12 protein-coding genes are annotated in these 16551 nt (G+C 54.9%); 5 read left to right on the top strand and 7 right to left on the bottom strand.

Annotation, left to right across the window (positions count from 1 at the left end):
* Positions 1–245: 245 nt before the first annotated feature.
* The 3 genes from HG264_RS13930 to HG264_RS13920 all read right to left on the bottom strand — a co-directional run bounded on the left by HG264_RS13930 (position 246) and on the right by HG264_RS13920 (position 3761).
* A complete protein-coding gene (locus tag HG264_RS13930; protein WP_256663682.1) occupies positions 246–1811 on the bottom strand; it encodes a DHA2 family efflux MFS transporter permease subunit in 1566 nt (521 codons plus the stop codon).
* The gene (locus tag HG264_RS13925; RefSeq protein ID WP_169408231.1) at positions 1801–2895 is read right to left on the bottom strand and encodes an HlyD family secretion protein; all 1095 of its coding nucleotides are present in this window, start codon (positions 2893–2895) and stop codon (positions 1801–1803) included. Before HG264_RS13925 ends, HG264_RS13930 begins: the two co-directional genes overlap by 11 nt.
* A gap of 497 nt (positions 2896–3392) precedes the next feature.
* Positions 3393–3761: a GFA family protein gene (locus HG264_RS13920; protein WP_169408230.1), complete on the bottom strand. Its 369-nt coding sequence runs from the start codon at positions 3759–3761 to the stop codon at positions 3393–3395.
* 132 nt (positions 3762–3893) lie between these two features.
* Between HG264_RS13920 and HG264_RS13915 the strand changes: the two genes are divergently transcribed.
* Positions 3894–4580, top strand: a complete 687-nt coding sequence (locus HG264_RS13915; RefSeq protein ID WP_169408229.1) for a lysoplasmalogenase — start codon at positions 3894–3896, stop codon at positions 4578–4580.
* Positions 4581–4756: 176 nt separating this feature from the next.
* Here the strand turns inward: HG264_RS13915 and HG264_RS13910 are convergent, their stop codons facing one another.
* A complete protein-coding gene (locus HG264_RS13910) occupies positions 4757–8602 on the bottom strand; it encodes a DUF3427 domain-containing protein (RefSeq protein WP_169408228.1) in 3846 nt (1281 codons plus the stop codon).
* A gap of 289 nt (positions 8603–8891) precedes the next feature.
* Between HG264_RS13910 and HG264_RS13905 the strand changes: the two genes are divergently transcribed.
* The 3 genes from HG264_RS13905 (at position 8892) to HG264_RS13895 (ending at position 12699) form a co-directional block, all read left to right on the top strand.
* Positions 8892–10646, top strand: a complete 1755-nt coding sequence (locus HG264_RS13905; protein WP_169409146.1) for a S8/S53 family peptidase — start codon at positions 8892–8894, stop codon at positions 10644–10646.
* Positions 10647–10845: 199 nt separating this feature from the next.
* Entirely contained in the window at positions 10846–12315 is a 1470-nt protein-coding gene (locus HG264_RS13900; protein WP_169408227.1) for an ATPase domain-containing protein, read from the top strand.
* Entirely contained in the window at positions 12316–12699 is a 384-nt protein-coding gene (locus HG264_RS13895; RefSeq protein WP_218573007.1) for a response regulator, read from the top strand.
* A gap of 89 nt (positions 12700–12788) precedes the next feature.
* On the opposite strand, the gene HG264_RS13890 is transcribed toward HG264_RS13895, so the two are convergent.
* Positions 12789–12992: a hypothetical protein gene (locus HG264_RS13890; protein WP_169408226.1), complete on the bottom strand. Its 204-nt coding sequence runs from the start codon at positions 12990–12992 to the stop codon at positions 12789–12791.
* 308 nt (positions 12993–13300) lie between these two features.
* Between HG264_RS13890 and HG264_RS13885 the strand changes: the two genes are divergently transcribed.
* Entirely contained in the window at positions 13301–13474 is a 174-nt protein-coding gene (locus HG264_RS13885) for a hypothetical protein (RefSeq protein ID WP_163982061.1), read from the top strand.
* A 93-nt stretch (positions 13475–13567) separates the two neighbouring features.
* Here the strand turns inward: HG264_RS13885 and HG264_RS13880 are convergent, their stop codons facing one another.
* Both HG264_RS13880 and HG264_RS13875 read right to left on the bottom strand, forming a co-directional pair.
* Positions 13568–15412 carry a glycosyl hydrolase family 79 C-terminal domain-containing protein gene (locus tag HG264_RS13880; protein ID WP_169408225.1) on the bottom strand — a complete coding sequence of 615 codons (1845 nt, stop codon included), beginning with the start codon at positions 15410–15412 and terminating at the stop codon, positions 13568–13570.
* Positions 15413–15868: 456 nt separating this feature from the next.
* The gene (locus HG264_RS13875) at positions 15869–16504 is read right to left on the bottom strand and encodes a TetR family transcriptional regulator (protein WP_169408224.1); all 636 of its coding nucleotides are present in this window, start codon (positions 16502–16504) and stop codon (positions 15869–15871) included.
* Positions 16505–16551: the final 47 nt, after the last annotated feature.

Genomic DNA, 16551 nt, shown 5'->3' with positions numbered 1-16551 from the left:
AGAGAAAGATAAAAACGATCTATTACAGCCATAATTTTTGCCCTCCGAAGGCGGTCACAGGTTCGAATCCTGTCGGGTGCGCCATTTTTTGCACTTCATTAGCTGCAGCTCTCAGTCTAACCATTTTCGCTGGCTTTCCGTCGATGCCCATCTTCGGTATGAGTCATCAAGTCGTGCTGTTCCAATGATGACAGTGCACCTACCCCGTCTCCTGAATTATCCCCTGCCCATTCTGAGCCTATGCGTTAACTACCCGCGTGTATGACCTGTGCGGGCTGCTTTGCGCAGTACATAACGACTACTGGCATCAGGGTGAATATGAACACGAAGCTCAACATCAGGAAGCTGTCCTGAAACCCTCTGGTATACGCTTGAAACTCGATGATCTGCTTAAGAAACTGGTGAGATACGGGTATGAGCTGGTCGGAGCTCAGACCCATGGACGGGCCCATGGCTTGAATTTTGGATAATAGCTCCAGAGCGATAGGGTTGTTCAGGGTTTGGGCATCTGTAAATGCCCTCGCGTGATGGGTCGTGCGCACGTCCAGTCCTAGCGACAACAAATTAACGCCAAGCGCACCGCCTAGTTGTCGAGCGAAGCTGTTAGCGCCCGAACCCTGACTAACCAATGAAATGTTCAACGTTCTCAATGACCCGGTGCTGATCGCTGGCAAACCAAACCCGAATCCCAAGCGCCCCACTGCGATCCAGAACATGATCACCCACGGCAGCGTCGATGTGTCCGCCCAGCTTAGGGCCCAGCAGGACACGGCCAGCAGCAACATTCCTCCGGCGATTATGCCAGGCGCTGAAATCCGATCCGTCATGTATCCCGCCAACGGAAACGCAGCCGCCATGATTATGCCCGCGGGCATAAGTAACAGGCCTGCAGTGGTAGCGGTGAAGCCCTGAATATCCTGTACGAAGATGGGTATGAGATAGGTAGAACCAAACAGTCCAAACCCAAAACAAAACGCGATAGCCGAGCCTGCGGCAAACCCGGGGACGCCGAATATCCGAATATTAAGCAGTGGCCGTGGGCTGACCAGCTCCCAAATGATAAATCCCAGGAACGATACCAGTGCAACAATGAACAGACTGGCGATCTCTAGCGAGTCCCAGCCTATACGCTGCCCATTTGAAATCGCCGATAATAAACAGCCGATAAACACGCACAACAGGGCGAAGCCGAACCAATCGAAACCATTAGAAGCGCTTTTGTCATCCTTACCCGGTGCGAAAAACAGCGCAAAAACGATTGCAAGTAAACACGCAGGCAGCGGCATGAAAAATACCGCACGCCAACTTAGCCAATCGACCAGAACACCTCCGATAGCCGGCCCAATGGCAGGGCCCAATATCACACCAATCCCATAGATGCCCATCCCGATACCGCGCTGGCGCTCAGGAAACACAGTAAAAATAACCGTCATGGCAAGGGGTTGGACAATGCCAGCCATGGCGCCCTGGAGCATCCGGGAAAATATGATCATGTTGTCACTTTGACTCATTCCACCCAGGATCGCGGCAACCATAAAAATCCCAACCGCGCCAATATACGCCCACCTCATCCCGAATCGCTGCAGAGTCCATGCACTGACCAACATGAAGGCCGCCATGGGTGCTAGGAAGCCTGTCGATAACCATTGGGCCTTTGTCTGAGTCATGCCAAAGTTGCCCATGATGTCGGGAATGGCCACGTTTACGATGGTGGTCGCCAGGGTCATCGACAATGTGCCAAGCATGGCAGTAGCGGTTGCCAGCCACTTGTAGGCAGGACCGTATCGTTCAAACAGGACATCAGTCGACACTGATATCCACCTCAACCATCATGCCCGGCAGTAGCCGATCGTCAACCTCTTCAAACTGGATCCACAGAGGTATGCGTTGGGTTGTTTTTGTAAAGTTTCCGCTCGGGTTAGGGCTTGGCAGCAGTGAGAATTCGCTTGTTGCCGCCGATCCGATGCTCTTCACAAAACCTGGGAACTCATGCTTAGGGATCGCATCCACTGCGATGGCAACTGTTTGGTTAGTTTGCACTTTCGCAAGGGCTGTTTCCTTTACGTTCGCCTCGACCCATACATTCTTCGGATCATATATCAGAAACATACTCTGACCCGTTTGAGCGTATTCGCCAATCTCGACGAAACGTCTGGCGATTACGCCGTCAATGGGACTTCTTATGATTCGGTCTTCCACGTCCAACTGAAGTTTGCTGAGTTTCGCATCCAGCTCACTTAGCCTGTTATCGATAAGCTCTAACCGACGTTCAAGGACATCTTGAGCTAATAGTTCTGCTTCTGCGTGCGCTATTGCCGCCTGTTGCTCCGCCAACTCCGACTCGGCGATCCGCAGTCTGACCTCTGCGGATCGATGTAGATAACGGGCTTCGGAAAGTTGCTGGACGGAAATCGCTTCATTTCTTCTGAGCCGCTCCAAACGCTCCAGATCTTCTGCGCTTTTCGAAACGTCCAGTTTGTGTTGCTCGAGCCCAGCGTGGCTTCTTTTCAATAATAAACGGGCCATCTCAACACGGCTGTCGCCTATTGCAGTCTGCAACTTCAACTCCGCAACAACTTCAGATCGCTCTTTCTCCACCCCGGCTCGCTCCGCCGCGAGGACTGCCAGATCGGCATCAGTAGCACTGGCATCTATCAAGGCAAGAATCTGATCTCGGGCGACGTGCTCACCTTCCGTGATACTCACTTGCGTAATCCGGCCCGGCAGGCGCGGTGCAACAGCCACCATATCCGTTTTGATCCGGGCGTCGATGATATGCACGTGATTCGACCGGTGGTGCAGCCACTGGCCTAACCAGACAACAGAAGCCCCTATAACAAACAGGGCCATCAATGGTTTGAAACCGATCATTCGTGGCCGAAATACAGCTCTCATTTTTTTTATCCAAACAATCGCATGTCCGAACCATTGCGCTGGAACCAGAGCACGCTCAGATCTGCCAAAGAATTCTAATTGGTCGGTTTACGCTAAACCGTATGCATGCCCGCGAGATATTGTGAAACAGCCGGAGAGCGCTGCCACAACACGTTTCCAGAGTACTGGCGGCGCTGACAGCGGCGAGCGATCACCACTCGGTAAGCGCAAAAACCAGGTTTTGCGCTGGATAACCCTAAGCTCACTAAATTCGCCGCCGTCCGGTGAGCACGCTCAGCTGGGTCATGTATTTATGTCATCGAGCCAGTGATTACATGGGGCAATGCAGTTGAAAATACCATCATTCATTGAGGTTCAAGATCTTGTATTTCGCTTGTATTTCACTGCATCAATGACGTGAATTATGAACACCGTACCATTACGCGCCTTCTGGTTTGATTAGCAACAGAAACAGGTGAAAACTCAACGTCTATTCAATGTAGCGGCGCTGACGGCGACTAGCGATCACGCTCATACCGCTCAGTATGCGGAAACTCCGGCAACCAGCTCTCGCGGCGGATAATCCAAAGTTCATAGGTCGGCTTGAGTTGGTCGGTGGAATCCAGCGAGCCGAGACTCACTTCCATTTCATCTGCAGTGCGCGCGAATACGGACGAGCCGCAGCGGGGACAGAAATGGCGACCCTGATACTCGTGCGTGTCGCCAGTCACGGTGACGGCGTCCTGGGGAAAGATCGCGGAGGCGTGAAAAAGCGCGCCGTGGTGCTTGCGGCAATCGAGGCAGTGCCAAATGCCGACGCGGTGTGGCTGTCCAGTTGCAGTGACACGAACATCCCCGCACAAACAACCGCCGATGAATGGGACCATGATGCGTTCTCCTGGATATCCGCTAGAGGGCTGATGAGCCTCCCGGGGAATTCGCGAGTCTTGACATGAATAGTTGGCGCCGTTTTATGAGACCATGTCGGGCACAATAAAAATAACATTCGGGAGTCATTCATGCCCGCCTTTGAGCGTCGTTGTTTTGCCATGGCCGTTGTATTGGGGCTGTTGTATCTGGTCTTGCTGCCTTTTAAACCCTACCCGCTCAGCTGGCTACTCAAGCCAATCCCCATGCTGTTGTTTGCCGTACTCGCCTGGCGCGCCTGGCCCGGCAAAATCGGTATCTGCCTGGGCGTGGGGTTCGTTGCCGCAGCGGCTGGTGACTTCTTTCTCGACTATGGTGCCCGGGACGGGCTCTTTATCCAGGCACTGAGCGCGTTTCTAATCAACCAACTGGCGTTTATCGCTGGCTTTGCGCTGATGGCCAGAGGCAAACCCTGGATGCGCTGGCGCATGTTGCCTGTAACGTTGTACAGCATACTGCTGGCCGTGTGGCTGGTCCCGGCCGCCGGCGCTTATCAGATACCAGTAGCGATCTATCTGCTGTGCCTTTACGCCATGGCATTGATGGCTTGCCGGGTTGAGGACAAGACTGGCCTGCTCTGGCTAGGCGCGATGTTATTCGTCATCGCCGATTCGCTGATCGGGGTAAACAAGTTTGCACAGCCTTTTGCCTATGCCATTCCGATAATCGTGGCCTGTTACTTCACGGGGCAGACGTTGATTGTTTTGGGGGTTCGGAGGTGGAAACATCCGTCGGCGGTCAGCGCGGCGCGGAGTCGGCACGCCTGTCCACGCGGCTAACCAGACTGATACTCACGCGCAGGCAGTGTGGAGACCACCTTTGAACACATCCTGCACAGAGCAAGGTTGCTCAGCGGCAACATGCTCCTGCTTTTGTGAAAAACCAGACTCCAAGAACCTATCGCACGTTTCTAGAGCAATCGTATCGAGATCCCAATCACAGCATTTGGAAGCAGCTACCGAAGGCTAAACAGCACACTCATCGGCGCGCTACCTTCATGGCTTTTATACTCGACCGGTCCGTAGTAAGTGAACGGTGCGGCTTTGCCGTTGCGCAGTTTGTTCTCACGTACAAACAAATGCACGGAGAGCCCAAGACGCTCATGATTGATAAGCTCTAAACCGCGCTTACTCACTGGTGACGTTGAGTTCTGGCTTTGCCAGTGAAACGTTGTGTCATCAACCCAGTGGTCGACGTAACGATGCTGATCGGCTTTTCCCTGCTTATTGAGCGTGACCAACAGAACATGTGCGCCGGCTTCCTTTAAGAAGACATGACCGCTCTGCCAGTTTCCGGGATTGAATTCCGTTTCGAATAAAGCAGGAATGTCCTCTCGCAACAATTCTTGCCCGCGGGCCATCTCCAACGGTGAGACAACATCATGGAGGCGGGCAAAAGTCCTAAATTGCTCGGCAAGTTCTGGGGTGACGGCTATATCGTCATATTCAGGATTCGCGGCTTCGAGAATATATTCTCCGGAAGAAGATTTCCTAACCGTTCTTAGCAAATACTGAGTATCTCCAGCTTCGTCCAACTTTTCGATGGCTAAGGTGGTGTCGGAAATAGCCCCCGCCGATTCTGAGCTGATGTGTTCAAGTAATAAATAATCCCCATCTTGGATAGGGCGTTTTCCTCCATTCATGGAGTCACCAGAGGCTCTAGCAATAAAATACCTGTCCCGGTTCAACCGGCCATGGCCACTCCCAACTGATCGGTACTCCACATCTTCTAGCTGATCGACCGTGCTATTCCTGAAGTGACCACAGGCGATTTTCAAGGTTGGAAAATATGGAAGCGCTGTATCGTTAGCCAGCATAGGGGCGACATTGTTCGTGCCTCCAATATCGGCTTTAGAGCCTTGCCGTGCTTCATAGGAAGCTATTCTGTAATCAACGAGTTCTTGGACCATAGACTCGAATGTCGCGAATGCGGATGACTCAACGGTGAAGGTAGGCTCGAATCGCCCTGCTGCAACCCGAAAAAGAGCCGGCGACTTGTTTGTCCAATGGTCTACCGGGTTCTTTCTCCAATACTGTTGCCATTCGGTGGAGCCACCATCGAAGCGACGAACCGATTCAGCTACTTCAGAAAATAATCGCGGCCGGCGCTTCAATATTCTCCATGATTCCTGTGCAAGCGCAGGGAGCTCTACTGATTTCTCCCAACCATTGACGGCTTGAAAGGCTTCTAGAAGTATCATTTTGAATGACTTAGTCATGGAGGTTTTTTCGACTTCCACAAAAAAATCTTCATGCGCGGATAATAGCTCTCCTTCTTTTTCGGGAAGGTCACCCATGGCGTGTAGCAGGCCAAACCAGCTTCCGTGCTGCTTCCGAATCTGGGAAATATTCGCTCCAAAGTGATAATACTCGGTGAGTGAAGGCCGCCGGCCAAGTGTGTCTTTCAGGGCCTGATAGTCCTTCTCTGCGCCCTTCTGATCTAACCCTTTCAGAAAGTCGATCAATTCCAGGTCATAGTTAACAAAGCACCCTTCAGGAAGGTCGAGTCTATTCTGCTCGGCCTGTCGCGCGAACTCAGCCAACTGCCGAAAATTCATCGCCTGCCCCATCAGCGCCTGAGGTTTATGAAAAAAACTTTGATGATTTCCGACGAAATCAAGAATTACGAGTTGTTTTTTGCCCTGACTCTTACGCAAACCTCGACCGATTTGCTGAAGAAACAGAACCTTCGATTCTGTGGGTCTTAGCAAAAGAACCGTATCAATCGCGGGCAGATCCACACCTTCATTGAACAAATCAACGGAGAAAATAACGTCCAAGCCACCGGACTCGAGCGACTCCAGAGCCTCGCCCCTAGACATTTCGGAGTTCCCGTGAACTGACACCGCTCGAACATCATGTTTTTGGAAGTACCTGGCCATATAGTCGGCGTGTGAGCGGGATACGCAAAAGGCCATCGTTCGAAGCTGTTTATGTTGGTTCCAAACCCTCAAAGCGTGGCGCGCTCGCCCCATAGTGGCGAGTTTGTTGGCCAATAGTTCCGGATCAAACTTTCCGTTCCGCCAAGGGATCGCCTGGTACTCGACGGTTTCATCATAGATCCCGTAATAATGGAAGGGGACGAGAAAATCGCTCCGAACACCATCAAACAAGGGACACTCATAAACCAGGTTGTCGTCACAAAGCGATAGAATGTCAGAGCGGTCGGTTCGTTCAGGTGTGGCCGTTAGCCCTAGCAAAAACTGCGGCGCAAAGTGCTTCAGCAGCCGATGATATGTCGGTGCTGCCGCATGATGAAATTCATCCACGACGATGTAATCAAAATGCTGCGGGGCAAACCGCTCCAAGTGAGCTTCTTTACCCAGCGTCTGTATGGATGCGCAGAGGATATCCACAGAGCGGTCCCGCTGCTTTCCCATATAAAACCCAACGCGGCTATCTGGTTTGATCCGAACAAATGTCTCAGCCGCTTGGTACAAAATCTCCTCTCGATGCGCCACAAAAAGTATCCGTCGCGCACCCAGCTGCTTGGCATCAAAGGCTGACAGCCACGTTTTTCCCAGACCTGTCGCCAGTACCACGAGACCCCTCGTATAGCCTTCGTCCCGGGTGGCGTCTAGTGCTTTCAGTGCAGCTTTCTGGATTGGATTAGGGGTAGGTGGGGCTTCCTGCTCCATACTTCCAGGCGCAACGGGCTGAGGCGGAGGAACCCGCCGCCTCGCATAGGCATCGATCCAATTATCTGTAAGCACAACTACTTTGGGGTGCCGAAATAACTCTTCAAAGCGGCTTACAGTCTCCAAGTATCCCGTGTCCGGCGGGTAGTCGATCTGATAGTTCCACTCCAAGCCATCTTGAAGCGCTTGTCTACTGATATTGCTGGAACCAATAAAGGCTCTCCCCCAGTGACTATCGCCACGATGTCCCGCAAAGAGATACGCTTTCATATGAAAGCTACTGCCCTTACTTTCATAAACCGCAATTTGTGCTCCATGGTCTTGGAGTAGGGACAGCTTGCGCAAGGCTTCTGGATCGGTGATATCGAGGTAGTCGCTAATAAGAATTCGTACCCTTGCCGGCTCGGGCTCCCTCTCTTTTTGCAGCACATCCAGAAGATCCGGCAATAACAGGTTCAAGCCGGTCGTTTTCACGAATGCCACAGCCATATCGATCTGATCTGAAGACCGGATCGCATGACACAGCTTGGGCAGAAAATGATGCTGACTCCCACCTACTGTCAATCGATCATGCACTGCAGGAGCTTTGTGCACGAGTATGTTTAGCCACTGCTCGTCACGATTTGGCCGTTGGTCCTTGGTACGCCAGAACTTTATCTGCGGATCCTTCTCGAGGCATTCAAACCACTGAGCAGCTTTCTCTTCATTAGCATCTGTGAAGTGCCTTCCACCGCTCTTTCGTTCACTTTCGCCAAATTTGAAACTGGCGTACAGGACTCCCCCGGGCTTAAGGGCTGTCCAGAGGCGATCTAAAACGCTGGCGATCTGATTTTCAGGAAGGTGTAGCAAGCTGGCGCAAGCCCATACGCCGTCGTAAACGTAGCGTTCATCCACATCAAGGAAAGACCGATGAGCAATTGGCAATCCAGTCTTCTGTCGTGCGAGGGCAGTTATAGCCTGCGATGCATCAAATGCAGAAATACGGTAGCCCAGGCGATGAAAGTGCATGGCGTCACGACCAGAGCCGCAACCCGCGTCGAGTATGTGGCCACCTGCGGTTACATCTGCAAGGAAGACGCGATAGATATCGTCCATCGCAATATCGAAGGTCGAATCCACGAACGCTTCGGCATTGGCATCGTAATAGCCCAGCGTATCGGACATGCGGTAGTTTCCTTACTGCTGATTCGCGCCTGATTGGGTGTTCGCCAGGTTACCAGTGGTCGAGATATTGTCCAGCGGCGTGCTTTCATGGGAGGGGACTCATCCGGCAGCTAGCTCTACTCCGCTGCGTTCAGCACCCAAATGGAAGCGGTATATTCCGCTGTTCCCTAGCTGGAAGCCATCCGCTCCCCCAAAAACGAAACCTCCCTTCATTTCGCGGTCATACAAAAGCAAGCGGCGGCACTGGGTCGCCAGCAGTATTGCCAGAGAGTCTCTGATCGTGAGTCGTATCAAGTGTCACATACCGCTTTTACTTACCGCGGCGTGGCTGTTCGCCACGGCCACCGCTGCGGCCGAGCCGCTGCGTATCACCCAACTGCAACGTTGCGGCGATGTGCTGGACGATAAACAGTTGACGTTCTGCGTGCAGGCCAGCGGTCTCGCCTCGGGCGATTGGCAGGCGAGGCTGAACGGTGAGCCCTTGCAGATCGAGCCGCGCAGCGGTGCCGACGATCTGATCAGGTTCCAGCTCGATGCGGATGATGCCGAGAGTGGTCCGCTTTGGCTGGAGCAGAACGGTGAATCCAGCAACCCGGTGTGGCTGAGCCTCGGCTCAAGCTATGTGCTGGCAGCTGATGAGGATGAAGTTGTTGAAAACGCTGACGGGCTGACCACCTACCTGAATCTGGTCAGCGTGATTATCGAGGAACAGCACGACGGCGCTGAAGAGGCGCGCCAGCTGGCTGAAAAATATGACGCGAAGGTGGTCGGTGCGATTCCGCCGCTGAACACCTACCAGCTTCGGTTACCGGCCAGCAATCTGGATGAGCGTGACGCTGCGGTGCTGCGCCTCGGAAACGAGGTGAGCGTGGACGCGGTTGTGATCGAAGAGTCCGGGGCAGAAAAGAATATCGAGCGCGACAGCGATACCGCTTCTGCGAAGGAAAATGAAGAGTGGGCATCCAACCGGCTCATGGATGCGGTGAACTTCTACCAGCGTCGATTGAAGGGAGAGGAGAACACGATCAAAACCCACCCGATCCGCCTGGGTCTGATCGAGCGGGACGTGGATTTCGATGCCCCTGATTTCGCCGGTTACACAGGCGATTGCCGTAAGGACAAAAGCCGCACCTGCGTATATGCCCGCGATGCTGGCAAGGCTGACGGACATGGCACCACGGTGGCCGGTATTCTCGCAGCGGGCTGGGACGATGGCGGGAACAGCGGTTTCCTGAGTGCGCTGGACGATGTCGGGCCGGGCTTTGATGTGATCGTTGATCGCAGCTCGGATGCGGGTATCACTGCCAACATCGCTGCGTCGGTAAACCTGGTGCAGGACGGTGCCCGGGTACTCAACTGGAGCTGGGGCATTCACCGGATCGGCGCGATCGATGTGAAAGGCGATCCGATCGATTCGCTGGTCCGCTCCGGCATCGCCATGAGCGGCTATGAAGAACTGCTTGAGGAATTTTTTCTGTGGCTGCGCAGCGAGCACCCTGATGTGGTGGTGGTCAATTCAGCGGGCAATGGATCATCCTTTTCCGGGCGCGATGAGTACCGGTTGCCCTCGTCTTTTATTACCGATCAACTGTTTGTAGTGGGTGGTCACCAGCGCAGTAACGAAAATGTCAGTGTCGACGATCCGCAATATGCCATCCGCCGCAAGGCGTCGAACATCGATATGCGGGTCGATATAACCGCTGCAGCCTGCGTCCGGGGCTCTACTCCAACACCACACGAAAAAGGCGCCGAGCACTGCGGCACGTCCTACGCCACCCCACTGGTCGCCGGGTTGCTGGCGGCCATGCTGTCCATCAACCCTGATCTTGAACCAAGCCAGTTACGCATGTTGCTGCGGCGCAGCGCCATGACGATCGGTGAAGAACACGATTTCGAACCGATGGAAGCGGACGACCTCACCGCGCCGATTCTGCCCTCCGAGCGAGGTAATGAATTGAACAACCCTGACGTTGGCCATTCAGCCAGGCTGGATATGTACAAAGCACTGGATCTTGCCGTGCAGAGTCTGGATAGTGTCCGCTGAATTTGATCGAACGGTCGAGCAGACCTGGGACCCAATACGCCATTTCGAGCGTTCAATCCGCAATTGTCGAGACCTGTCCTGCGTTCTGTCATTTACACGACAGCCGCTTTGAACCTATCGCGGGATCATCCACTCGAAAATTCGGGCACAGCTCCCTCGGCCAGCATTTACGCCACTATCTTGGTATTCAGGAACACGCATGAGCGAATCAGCCCCTTGCAAATCCCCTCGCCCCCGTTTCACCACTGGTGTAATAGGCCTGGACACTGTATTGCGCGGAGGCATGATCCCAGCTGCCGTTTATATCGTTCAGGGCTCCCCTGGCGCTGGTAAAACGATCCTGGCGAACCAGGTGTGCTTCCACAGGGCATCACTTGGCGAGCAATCGCTGTATGTGACCCTGCTTTCCGAATCGCATGATCGCATGGTCGAGCACCTGAGCGGGTTGAGCTATTTCGACGGAGATCAGGTCCCTGAGTCGGTGTACTACGAAAGCGCATTCAGCGTGCTGGAGCAGGAAGGGCTCGATGGTATCCTGCGTTTATTGAGCCGCGAGCGCAAAACCCGTAACGCGTCGCTGATTGTCCTCGATGGGTTGTTCGTACTGGAAGAGAGCGTTCACACAGAGGGTGAGTTTCGCAAGTTCGTCAATAATCTCTCGACCTTTGCCAACCTCACCGGCACCACCATCCTGTTATTGACCAACAGTGCACGCGGTCCACATAGCCCCGAGTACACCATGGTTGATGGCTGGTTCGAATTGGGCAGACAGCAGATTGACTACCACAGCCACCGCTATTTTCAGGTGCACAAATTCCGGGGTAGCGGCTTTATTTCAGGCAACCACATGGCGCGTATTTCCGACGAAGGGATACGTGTGTTTCCTCGACTCGAAAGCAGCCTGGGGCGCACCCGAGGGCCGGTAACCAACAGAACCAACCTTTCAACGGGTATCCCCAGCCTGGACCGGATAATGGGCGGTGGCGTTCGAACCGGATCTGCCACGCTCTATGTCGGCCCCTCCGGGATCGGTAAGACAACGCTCGGGCTGCAGTTTATTGCGCAGTCCGCGCCGCACGAGCCGGGGTTGATCTTCAGCTTCTATCAAAGCGAGGATGACCTGGTCGACAAGGCGCAGGCTTTGGGTATCGAGCTTGAGGCGCTCGTCCGCGACGGGATTGTCGAAGTGATCTGGCAACCGGCTACCGAAAATACGCTGGATGAACTCGGCTATCGATTGCTCGAAGCCGTACGCCGGCGCAACGTCAAACGCCTGTTTATCGACGGTATCAACGCGATTCAGCAGTCTGCTGTATACCCTGACCGTATGGGTCGCTATCTCGCCGCGTTAACCAACGTGCTTCACACAGAAGGCGTTACCGTGACCTGTACATTGGAAACCGAAGAACTGATGAGCGGCGATATCAGCATGAAGTTCGGTGCTATATCGGCAGCAGCCCAGAATATTCTGTTGTTGCGCTACCTGGAACTCGACAGCTCGATCCGGCGCTCTATCGCGGTGCTAAAAGTTCGCTCCAGCGCGTTTGACCCAGCCATTCGTGAGTTCTTCATTACGGATGACGGCGTGGTGATTGATGAGCGGTTCCGGCGCGTCGACGATATCCAGACCGGGCATGGACATCCGCGCCGGATCCAAGGCGACAATTAGATGAGCCATTCTCAGCTCACCGATAAGACCCTATGCATCCTGCTCGTTGATGACGAACCCAGCATTCTGTTTACGTTAGCCATATTGCTGGAGGAAGAGGGTTACCGGGTGCTCAGCGCCGACCACGGGCGCGATGCGCTTGATCAGCTGGCGGAAGAGCGACCCGACCTCATCATCACCGACTACATGATGCCCTATCTGACCGGAGCGGAATTGATCTCGGCGGTGCGTGCTGAGCCGAAATATGCAGACATCCCGGTTCTGATCATGAGTGCTGCGTTACCCGCCGGCATTGACCCTCGTGAAATCGCCGATGCCTATCTGCAAAAGCCTGCCGACCTTGACGAGTTGCTAAGCGTTATCAAGCAATTGATCCAGGCCTGAACGCCTGAACGCCTGAACGCCTGAACGCCTGAACCGTCTTTGGATGATCCAAAAAACCAGCGTTCAACCGATCTCGGCTCGCGTCCCACTCAAACTTCCACGACAACCGCATCGATCGGCCAGAAGTTCAAGCCCTCGCTGATCAATACGCCGTTACTCAAGGTATGAAGTTTGCCGCGGTAGATAATCTTCAGCGGTTTACGTCCCAGAATAACTGCGCCCGAAGCGATCATCTGGTCGACATGCGCACGCATCTTGGGATCTTTTCGGCGCTCGGCTCTGGCTTTGGTCATGCTTGATTCCCTGCATCTGGCTAAAGACATAATTTTGACGATATCACGTCGCCACTATCTCAAAGCATCAAGCGTGCCAGGACCGTCCGCGAGTCGATCTTCAATGCGATGACCTGCCGCAACGAGGCTCTGGCTCGGCGATGCCAGCAGCGTGCGCCGCTCCAGCGTACCCCTGCCCTGTCGCTATCGTTGCGCTTGCTTCATACTTCGAGTTCGGGGCCCATTCATATCGGCTGAAAACTCAACGCTCAATGGCGTTCCGTGCGGGCCATTCGGTTCGCGGGTAGCGCTTCAGGAAGTACGTTTCGATGGATATTCTGTTTTTCTGGCCGACGTTCGCCATTTTCATGCTGGGGTTCATTCTGATCGGGATTGGCTTCAGCTTGAGAGAGAAGCCGGCTGGTATCGCGCTCCTGTGGATGGGCACGCTGTGCATGTTGGCGCTGGTGTTTTACCACGTGAGCAACGCGGTAGCGCTCTGAAGCAGCCCCGCCCGGCAGCGGGACTGTTCTGTTAGCGGCAGGGATGTTGCCGCATCACAGCAGACGCCCGCTCGGGCAGCTCTTTCGGGTTCATTATCTGTTCAGTGTCAGCAGTACCGCACTGGTGGGGCCTACCGCGACGGTAAAGGTGCCGTCCTGCGCTTCGATCAGCTCCCGGTACTCAACGCCCACCGGGCGGCCGTCCTGACTGCCGTCAAAGGTCTGGCCACCAAGGCTGATGCCCTGTTGCGCATCGAACGACGGCGCCAGCAGACGCTTTACCTCGCCGATGGCGTAACCCGGGATGGTGACCCGAACCGGCCCTGACGCACTTGGATCCTTATTGATCAGGGCCAGGGAAATCCGGTTGGTGTCAGGGTCACGGGTCGCCCAGGCCTTTACGTTTACATCGGTGGCCAGTGAGATAGGCAACATTTCCGCCCGGTTGCTTGCCGCTTCGGCGAAAAACAACATGCCGTAATACACAGGCAGCACTTTTCTCAATTGATACCCGGCCGGGAATCGCGCATCAGCGGGCGCCTGAGCCTCGGTAGTCGACGCCTGGTACTGCGCCTCCGGCACGTCAAACAGGAACGCGCCATACAGATCCCAGCTATGCGTGGTGTTCCAGGTGTTGCTGTGAATATTAACGCCATTGATACCCGCGTAGGCGTATTCGAACAGGGCATCGGCGGTCCACAGCGTGGCCTCGAAGGCATCGCTGATACCCGGCTCGCCCGCACACATGATCGAATTCATTTCAGTCAGGCGGTACGGTTTGGCCATTTTGGTGGCCACTTTGACATAGGGTTCAGCGGCTTCGCGGTTGTCGGTCACGGCATCGGGCTGCAACAAAAATCCCGGCTGGGGATCGCCTCCGCAGGCTGAGCTGCCGCCGTTATAGGCATGCTGGCTGACTACGCCGATGGTCTGGTGCTCTTGTGTAAGCAGCCGCTCCAGCTCTAATGGCGTGCCGAAATCCGACGCTTCAACGAGGGGAAAAGGCGCGCTGCCAGCGAACCCGGCCATTGATGGACCCACCAGAGGCGGCCCGCCGGGAATGTTGGTCATGATCTGGCGGGCAAAGAAGCGGAACTCTCCCATATAGTCTTCAAAATCATAGCCACTATCTCGATGGTCGTTGTGCACAAACAGGTCAGGCTGATTGCCTAATTCAAGCCCTTCGATCGAACCGACCGGCATATCCTGAACATAGGTTCTGGCCTGCAGCGCTGCCAGACCGGGCACACCAGCGCCCATGTTGAGCCCCATGAAAAAAGATACCCCATGTCCTGCAGCATTCAGGTCGCGCGCAAGCTGCGCCATGGGCGTAACGGTGTCTGGCGCCGGTTCGCCGGTACGGTCGGTGCTGCCGCCGCCGATACGCAGCGACAAGGGACTGCCGCTGCGCTCCATCAGGTTGGTCAGCAACTGACGATAGATAGGATTGGTTCCAATCGCCGGGTCGCCCATCATCATCTGCGCCTGCCCCCATTCATGGGACAAACCAAGAAATCGTTCGGGTATGCGTGGCCCGGTCTGTTCCGGGTCAATCGAAACATTGGCCAGCACGCTTGGGCCTTCGTCGACGTTGACGGTCACCTCATATTCGACTGGCTCACCCTGGGTGTTGGTAGCAGACAAGGTATAGGTTGTGGTCTGTGCTGGCGCAACGATAGCCGACGACTCGGGCGTAGCGGTCAGCTCACCCAGTTTCACCGACCGAACATTGTCAAGGTTCCAGGCGAGCTGGGTCGTCTGGCCTGCGGTAATGGAAGTTGGCGATGCGGTGAACGGCTGAGTAGCGCCGACCGTTTCAGCCGGGGTATCCGGCCCGCTGGCAGCGCAACCGGCCAACAGCACAGCCCAGCACAGCGATGTAGCCAGTTTGACCGGGCCGGCGAAGCGCATAGCGCCCACTGGCCTCTGGCTGCTCATTGAGTCCTGTGTGCCAGTTTGGTCCATAGTCCTTAACCCCTTGGGAATAAAAAAAATCACAAAACCACGTGAACGACCGTACCAGACGGACGTCATCAGCACACTGGGCTGCCCGAAACGCGCTTCATTGCCACTCGTTGCGGCTGATCTTCCCAGTGTTCGTTCCGGAAAAATTGGCCTTGTTGCCAGTCGAACCGAACAGGTATGCGAATGCGGGTATCGAAGTGCAATCGGCACGCGTGGCCAGCATTTAGCCATCAATGAATGAAGCCTAGCTCAGTATTCAGATTTGCCGAATGCGGATCACCGTCGCACTATCCGACGAAGGTACGATCACCATCTATCGAAAAAGTTTTGGCGTTAAGGCTGGAACCGGAACTGTAGAGCGTCTGGCATTGTCCCGTCGCTCACCCTATGGACAGCCACGACGCCTCGCCTGCACCCGCAGGGGAGCCCTCATGCCAAACGTAACGCTGGGCTCAATTTGAGCATGTCGAGCAGTGCGTCGACCAGCTGCGGCGCTTTGTCCGGCAAGTTCAGGCCCTCCGGGTTCATCAACCACTGATCAACGGTTCCGCTGATAAAGCTATGCACGCAGCGGCTGGCCAGGGCAGCATCCAGATCGGCCGGCAACTGACCTCTGACCATGGCAAGGCGCAATGCGCTTTCGATGTTCTGGTCACAGAGGCTGCGAAAATCCTGAATGCGCTGGCGCAAGCCGCACATCTCGTCGGTGTATTCACATTTGTGAAATATGATTTCGTTGATACGCCGGATGCCTGGATCCAGCGCTACACGCCGAAATATCATCACTAACAACTCCCGCAGCCGCCCAAGGGGATCGGGCTCGCCCTCGTTCCGGCTGGCTTCGCCGAGTGGTTGCAGTGGCATGTGAGCGGTTTCCAACAGCGCAGCCAGCAGTTCAGTCTTGTCCTCGAAGTGCCAGTAAATGGCGCCGCGTGTGACCCCGGCAGCCGCAGCTATCTCGGCCAGTGAGGTGCGGGAAATGCCCTTTTTGTGAAAGCACACACCCGCCGCCTGAATAATCTGGTTACGGGTTTCCTGCGCTTCCTCTTTGGTGCGTCGAGCCATGTGGCGTACTCGCTTGGTGCGGGACCTTCGGCCTTTTTATTGCAAGA

The organism is Pseudomonas sp. gcc21 (assembly GCF_012844345.1).
Taxonomy (GTDB): domain Bacteria; phylum Pseudomonadota; class Gammaproteobacteria; order Pseudomonadales; family Pseudomonadaceae; genus Halopseudomonas.
The sequence above is the reverse complement of the archived record's forward strand: the minus strand, read 5'-3'. Positions and strand labels throughout refer to the sequence as shown.

Coding starts and splice junctions, on each gene's coding strand:
- HG264_RS13925 (WP_169408231.1), bottom strand. CDS start 2,895: ATGAGAGCTGTATTTCGGCCACGAATGATCGGTTTCAAACCATTGATG.
- HG264_RS13920 (WP_169408230.1), bottom strand. CDS start 3,761: ATGGTCCCATTCATCGGCGGTTGTTTGTGCGGGGATGTTCGTGTCACT.
- HG264_RS13915 (WP_169408229.1), top strand. CDS start 3,894: ATGCCCGCCTTTGAGCGTCGTTGTTTTGCCATGGCCGTTGTATTGGGG.
- HG264_RS13910 (WP_169408228.1), bottom strand. CDS start 8,602: ATGTCCGATACGCTGGGCTATTACGATGCCAATGCCGAAGCGTTCGTG.
- HG264_RS13900 (WP_169408227.1), top strand. CDS start 10,846: ATGAGCGAATCAGCCCCTTGCAAATCCCCTCGCCCCCGTTTCACCACT.
- HG264_RS13895 (WP_218573007.1), top strand. CDS start 12,316: ATGAGCCATTCTCAGCTCACCGATAAGACCCTATGCATCCTGCTCGTT.
- HG264_RS13890 (WP_169408226.1), bottom strand. CDS start 12,992: ATGACCAAAGCCAGAGCCGAGCGCCGAAAAGATCCCAAGATGCGTGCG.
- HG264_RS13885 (WP_163982061.1), top strand. CDS start 13,301: ATGGATATTCTGTTTTTCTGGCCGACGTTCGCCATTTTCATGCTGGGG.
- HG264_RS13880 (WP_169408225.1), bottom strand. CDS start 15,412: ATGAGCAGCCAGAGGCCAGTGGGCGCTATGCGCTTCGCCGGCCCGGTC.
- HG264_RS13875 (WP_169408224.1), bottom strand. CDS start 16,504: ATGGCTCGACGCACCAAAGAGGAAGCGCAGGAAACCCGTAACCAGATT.